We start from the raw sequence: 6,792 nt of genomic DNA on the forward strand, positions 1-6,792 counted from the left end.
ACATAGATAACTTTAATAAATTGACAGTTCTTTAAAAAGGTAGAACCAATAAAATTATACTGATAAATCTTCAATAAAATAATTAAAATTTAATAAAAAATATAATTATTGATTTAACTGTAATCTTATTTAATTCTACCTAATTTATTATCTAAAACTATTTTTTTATAGATGATAAAATATCTAACTTACATCTATTTTAAAGAATACAATACTTCCCCTTCTCTTATAGTCTGCAATACTTTAATATCTTTTATTTTCATAGGGTCGATTGTAATTGGATTTTCATCTAATATTATCAAATTAGCTAGTTTACCTTCTTTAATTGAGCCTTTTTTATCTTCTTCAAAATATTGATATGCTGCATTTATAGTAACACCCTTTAAGGCATCTAATGGGCTTATCTTTTCATTTTCGCCTATTTGTATACCTTTTTTTGTAATTCTATTGACAGCACACCATACTGTTTCCAGCATGTTAGGCGCTATTACTGGTGTATCTTGATGAAGAGTGTAAATTACCCCTTTTTCTATAGTCGTTTTAAGTGGACTAATCTTAAATGCTCTATCTTCTCCAAGGTTTTTGATATGAATGTCACCCCAATAGTATGTGTGAGCTACAAAGTATGAAGGTATCATATTTATTCTCTTCATATCATCAACTTGGTCTTCTCTGACTGTTTGAGCGTGTATCATAACTGGTCTTATATCATTTTTATTATTTTCTTCCTTTGAATTTAAAACTTTCTCAAATGCATCTATCAACTGGTCTGCTGCTGCATCTCCATTACAATGAGTTAAAAGTTGCATCTTTTCTTTTAGTGAAATATCTATAAACTTTTCTACTTCTTCATCTTTATATATAGGATACCCACAATAACTATCATCTGAATTTTCATATGGTCTAGTTAACCATGCTGTCTTTCCTTGTGGAGAACCATCTAAAAATATCTTATATCCACCTATTTTAAATCTATTTATATATTTCTTTATAAAATCTCTATTCTCATCTGCCACAGACTTACTTTTTTTCAAATTTACATATCCTACAACATCCATTTTTAATTTATTTTGATTTGCCATTGTTTTTAGAAGGTTAAATTGATTTTCTTCCATTAAACCTTCTTGAGCTGTTGTAATTCCGTAACTTAAATATATGTCTTGTGCTTTTTCAATTGAATTAAAAATCTCATCTGGTGATGGTTGTTTTATTTTAGATGACACATTAAAAAATGCATTTTCCTCTAAATATCCGTTTGGCTCTTTACTTCCTTCTACTCTACCTATATGCCCACCTTCTGGGTCCTGTGTTTCATGAGTAACACCAAGTTGCTTTAATCCCAAGGTATTTGCAACTCCCATATGACCAGAGGCATGTGAAATTAGTATTGGATTCTCTGAAGATGCACTGTCGAGTACATCCTTATCTGGATGTTTATTTTCTTCTAAGAAATTATTGTCATATGAAAATCCAATTATCCAGTCACCCTTTTTTATATTGTTTGACTTTTTGAAATTCTGTATTTTTTTTACTATGTCTTTAAAACTAGTTGCATCTTCTAAAGGAATTAGTTTTAGTGTAGTAGCAAAAGCTATCAAGTGACTATGTGAATCTATAAAAGATGGCATCAATGTCTTGCCTTTCAAATCTATAAGTTCTGTATCTTTATTCTTCAAAGAAAATACTTCTTCTTTTGTTCCTATCTTTTTTATTATTTTATCTTTTATAAGAATAGCATCTCCACATATTGAATCTTCCATTGTGATGATATTTCCATTATAATAAATTTTTTCTTTCATAAAATTCTCCTTAAGTTGTCTAATTTAATAAATTTTTTTATTATTTTCTACTTAATTATATTATCTTCCTTATAAATTTTTTCTTTATACTTTAAACATATAAAAGTTTTATTTTTAATTATTGTTTGCTAAGAAATAAATACTATTCATTGTAAATAAGACAACTTAATGAACTTTATACTAATCGAAAAAATATTATAAGTTATTAAATTCAAATATCTAAACTCAATCATATTTGTACAATTGTAATTTTTTAAATCATGATGTATCATTTTAAATATACAGTTATTCACAATACAAATATCTTATTTCTCAAAAAACATCTGATGTAGTCTATTCAATGCAACAAATTTAAATATTTTTTAGGAGGTCTTTTTATGAATAAGGAAAATAAAAATGTGAGAATTGCCGTTGTTCAGGCATCACCAGTCATTATGGATTTAGAAAAAACTGTTGAAAAAGCATTAGGATTAATTAAAGAAGCTGGTAGAAAAGGGGCAAATATTGTCGTTTTCCCAGAAGCATTCATACCTGCATATCCAAGAGGTCTTTCATTTGGATTCGTTGTTGGAAGTAGAACAATGGAAGGTAGAGAAGATTGGAAAAGATACTATGATAATTCTGTACCAGTTCCTAGTGCTACAACAGATTTACTAGGAAAAGCAGCACAAGAAGCGGGAGTATATCTATCAATGGGTATAACAGAAAGAGATGGCAATGATATAAATTGTACTCTTTATTGCACAAATCTATTTTTCTCTCCAGAAGGTAAGCTTATTGGTAAACATAGAAAACTTAAACCTACAGGAACAGAAAGATGTATTTGGGGAGAAGGAGACGGAAGTACTCTTACAGTAGTTGATACTCCATATGGAAAAATGGGTTCGTTGATTTGCTGGGAAAACTATATGCCATTAGCTAGGACAGCTCTTTATGCTAAAGGGGTAAAGCTTTATATAGCTCCTACTGCAGATTCAAGAGAAGAATGGCAGGCAACTATGAAACATATTGCTTTAGAAGGAAGATGTTTCGTTATTGGATGCAATCAATATGTTGAAAAAAACATGTATCCAACTGACCTTAATTACTATAAGGAGCTAGATGCAGAACCAGAGATTATGTGTCCAGGAGGAAGTTGTATAGTTGACCCTTTTGGAAAATATGTGGCAGGTCCTATTTTCAATAAAGAAGAAATGTTAATAGCAGATTTAGACCTAGAAAAAATAGTACTTAGTAGACTAGATTTTGATTCAGAAGGTCACTATTCAAGACCAGATGTATTTGAATTAATTGTTCACGAATAATTTTTTTATACAAAAAATGGAGATGTCTCAAAATGAACTTATTAGTTTATGAGGCACTCTTTTTTGTATGAACCAAATATATTTTCATCATTTCAAGAATGAAAAAAAGGCTTATATCTCTATTTTGATACAGCCCCATTTTTGCCTAATAATCTAAATTTCTAGTTGTAAATTTAATCAACTATATTTTTTCTAAATCAACTACTGTTCTTCCTACATGCTTTCCTGCCATTATTAAATCTATACTGTTATTTAAATCCTCTAATGATACTACGCTTACCATATCATCTAAATCGTCCAATTTCCATTCATTTGATAATAAATCCCATATTTTTAATCTTAAGTTCATTGGGCATTCTACAGAATCTATACCATATAAAGTAATTCCCTTTAAGATAAATGGATATACTGAACTTGTAAAATCAACTCCTCCTGCATTACCACAAGTTGTCACTGCTCCACAATAATTAGTTGTCTTTATTGCTGTTGACAGAGTATTTCCCCCTACTGTATCTATTACTCCAGCCCATCTTGGCCTAAGTAGAGGTCTACCTGAATTATCATCCACTTCTGACCTATGTATAACATCTTTAACTCCTAAGTTTAGTAATACTTCTTTTTGTTCTTCGAGTTTTCCTGTTGAAACTACAACTGAATAACCTAATTTAATCAATATTTTAGTTGCAATTACAGCAACTCCTCCAGTACCACCAGTAACTAATACATCTCCCATATCCTTGTCTACAGAATTTATAAATTTGTACACAGATAAAGCTGCTGTAAATCCTGCTGTACCATAATCCATTGCTTCTTTTAGTGAAAGATTTTTTGGAAGTCTAACTACCCAACTAGAAGGAACTCTTATATATTCTGAAAAACCACCAGAAGTATTCATTCCCAAGTCATAACCTGTTACTAAAACTTCTTCTCCAATTTTAAAATCATCACAACTACTAGCTTCTACTATACCAGATGCATCAATTCCTGGTGTGTGAGGATACTTTCTAGTAACACCCTTATTACCGTTTGCAGAAAGTGCATCTTTATAATTTAGAGAAGAGTATTTTACTTTTATTAAAACTTCGCCTTCTGGTAATGTGTCTATTTCTCTTTCAACTACATTTCTTCTAAAACTTCCTTCTTCTTCTGTAATATATAGTGATTTAAATTTTTTATTCATAAATTTCCTCCCAATACATTTAGTTTTATGTTAAACTAATTATAGTTTATAAATAGTTTTATGTCAAACTAATTTAAATAGATTAAAGATTGGAGAATAATTTATGGAAGATAAATATATTATATATTTCATAAGTAAAACAAAGGCTAATATGGTTAAATTCATTGAAAATAAACTTAGTAAAAATGGTTTAGATGAATTGATACCTACTCATGGAAATATTTTAACTGCACTTTATGAAAATAATGGAATACTTACAATGAAAGAAATTGCAACTAAAATAGGAAAGGATAAATCCACTGTTACAGTGTTGGTTAACAAGCTCATAAATCTAGGGTATATAGAAAGACAAAAATGTACCAATGACAAACGTATCACGTATATAAAACTTACAAAAAAGGCCTTACTTATAGAAGATACATTTAATAGTATCTCAACACAAGTTAAAGAGACAGCATATCATAATATTACAGAAAATGAGAAACAAGAATTTCTTAGAATTTTAAAAAAAATCAATGACAATTTTAAAAATGCTGACTAAATTGAGCATAATTATATCTCCTATTGGAATAATAAATAAAAAGAATCAAATATTGTAAAAATTTATTATGATAGAGAGGTAGAATATGAATTTAAAAGATAGTAAAACTAAAGAAAATTTATTAAGAGCTTTTGCAGGTGAGAGTCAAGCTAGAAATAGATATAATATTTCTGCGTCTGTAGCAAAAAAAGAAGGATTATATATAATAGAATCTTTATTCAATTACACTGCTGACCAAGAAAAATCACATGCAAAACAATTCTTTACTAAACTAAAAGAATTTGCTGGTGAAAATATAAGTATATCTGGGGCATATCCTGTAGATTTATATGATAAAACATCACAACATCTTAAAGCTGCACAACATAATGAACTTCAAGAATGGGATGATGTATATAAAAACTTTGGAAAGACAGCACGTGAAGAAGGATTTGAAGCTATAGCTAAGTTATTTGAAAATATAGCTGAAATAGAAAAAGTTCATGGTGATAGATTTGGTAGATATGCTACTGATTTAGAAGAAGGTACTTTATTCAGAAGAAATGAAGATATACAATGGATATGTACACATTGTGGGCATATACATGTAGGTAAAGAAGCTCCAAAAGCTTGTCCTGTATGTCTTCATCCACAAGGATATTTCTTAGATTTTAAAAACTCATTATTTGAATAAATTAAAGTAATCATTGTATTTAAACAATTTATTATATTTATATTAAATATTTTTATAAATACAGTATTATCTTAATAACCGTAAAATGAACCATAAAAATTACTATAAATATAAAATATATTTTGGATATAATTTATAGTAATTCATTATGGTTCATTTTATTATTCCTCAATACCTATAACTTATCTAAATCTATCTTTAACTTTTATATATTTATCTAAAATCTCATCTTTAACCCTAATAATATAAATAAAGTGTATTTTAAGTACTTCATCGTAACAAATTTATATAATATAGTCCATTACGATAACCTTATACTTATATCATTTATTTCTTTCATTAAATCAATCTCAATAATCTTAACTACATCTCTTTCAAACTTTACTTTTTTATAATCTAGACATCCTACTACAAATGGAACTCCAAACTTTCTAAACAAATAGATTTTTCCATTTTCATTATATATTGATGTAAAGTTTTCTTCGATTATATTCACTATCAATTTTAACTCTTCAAAAGTTATTGTAGATTTAACTAAAAATTTCTCTATTATACTCAATATAAGTAGTTCTTTTTTACCTATACTCTGCTCTTTATTATATAAGTTTTGAAATATTTCTTTTGTATAGTTACATATAACCTCTTTACTAAGAATAAAATCAATATCAAATTCTTTATTAATATCTTTTTTCATAAACATATTTGCAATATCATCAAGAGAAGTCTCTTCTTTCATAGACAATATTAGTTCTATTCTTTCTAGTATTTTATCTCTTGGAAAGAAAGTCTCTTGACCTGTAAAGGCTGATTTTTTTATAAACCATTCTTCTGGTATTATGTTTTTTCTTTTCCATCTATATAATTGCCCATAAGATATATTGGTTTTGCTCAATAAATCTTTCTTAGATATTAATTCTTCCATAACTCTTCTAGCCCACCTTTATACTGTTTTTTACAGTAGAATTATCTCCTGTACATCTAAGAAACCCAGATATCTCAACCTTTGATGCCAGTATATTTCCTTCTACTTTGATTAAACCATATGTAGAAAATTCATTACATTCTGTTGCCCCAATCACTTTTGCTGAACCAGAAGACTGAACCTCCCATGACTAAAGTCACAGGGTTCCTGCTTCATAGAATTTTGCATACTAAAATATGTCTTACTAATTCTCCACAGGCTATCCCCGTAGTTCCTACGGTTCTTACATAAGTTATTTATTTTGAATTGTTATTAGTCTTAATCCTTCTTTTAATATATTTATACTTGCATTTATATCTCTATCGTGAGTTTC

At 28.2% G+C, this 6,792-nt stretch carries 7 protein-coding genes; 3 read left to right on the forward strand and 4 right to left on the reverse strand.

All coding sequences use genetic code 11. The annotated features are described in order from the left end of the window. Positions 1 to 194 precede the first annotated feature (194 nt). Positions 195 to 1,799 carry an amidohydrolase gene (locus tag KGF42_RS14550; RefSeq protein ID WP_227826570.1) on the reverse strand — a complete coding sequence of 535 codons (1,605 nt, stop codon included), beginning with the start codon at positions 1,797 to 1,799 and terminating at the stop codon, positions 195 to 197. Between the two features lie 377 nt (positions 1,800 to 2,176). Here KGF42_RS14550 and KGF42_RS14555 point away from each other — a divergent pair, with 377 nt between their 5' ends. Beyond that, positions 2,177 to 3,103, forward strand: a complete 927-nt coding sequence (locus tag KGF42_RS14555; RefSeq protein ID WP_077725559.1) for a carbon-nitrogen hydrolase family protein — start codon at positions 2,177 to 2,179, stop codon at positions 3,101 to 3,103. A 181-nt stretch (positions 3,104 to 3,284) separates the two neighbouring features. On the opposite strand, the gene KGF42_RS14560 is transcribed toward KGF42_RS14555, so the two are convergent. Continuing rightward, on the reverse strand, positions 3,285 to 4,283 hold the full coding sequence (locus KGF42_RS14560; RefSeq protein WP_227822601.1) for a YhdH/YhfP family quinone oxidoreductase: 999 nt from the start codon (positions 4,281 to 4,283) through the stop codon (positions 3,285 to 3,287). 103 nt (positions 4,284 to 4,386) lie between these two features. Here KGF42_RS14560 and KGF42_RS14565 point away from each other — a divergent pair, with 103 nt between their 5' ends. Both KGF42_RS14565 and rbr read left to right on the forward strand, forming a co-directional pair. Beyond that, positions 4,387 to 4,824 carry a MarR family transcriptional regulator gene (locus KGF42_RS14565; protein ID WP_227826571.1) on the forward strand — a complete coding sequence of 146 codons (438 nt, stop codon included), beginning with the start codon at positions 4,387 to 4,389 and terminating at the stop codon, positions 4,822 to 4,824. An 85-nt stretch (positions 4,825 to 4,909) separates the two neighbouring features. Next, a complete protein-coding gene (gene rbr / locus KGF42_RS14570) occupies positions 4,910 to 5,497 on the forward strand; it encodes a rubrerythrin (RefSeq protein ID WP_227822600.1) in 588 nt (195 codons plus the stop codon). Positions 5,498 to 5,798: 301 nt separating this feature from the next. Here the strand turns inward: rbr and KGF42_RS14575 are convergent, their stop codons facing one another. Both KGF42_RS14575 and KGF42_RS14580 read right to left on the reverse strand, forming a co-directional pair. Continuing rightward, a complete protein-coding gene (locus tag KGF42_RS14575; protein ID WP_227822599.1) occupies positions 5,799 to 6,419 on the reverse strand; it encodes a YhbD family protein in 621 nt (206 codons plus the stop codon). 7 nt (positions 6,420 to 6,426) lie between these two features. After that, the gene (locus KGF42_RS14580; protein WP_159066618.1) at positions 6,427 to 6,576 is read right to left on the reverse strand and encodes a hypothetical protein; all 150 of its coding nucleotides are present in this window, start codon (positions 6,574 to 6,576) and stop codon (positions 6,427 to 6,429) included. Between the last annotated feature and the right edge of the window lie 216 nt (positions 6,577 to 6,792).

It is taken from the genome of Clostridioides sp. ZZV15-6383 (assembly GCF_020657735.1).
Lineage (GTDB): Bacteria > Bacillota > Clostridia > Peptostreptococcales > Peptostreptococcaceae > Clostridioides > Clostridioides difficile_D.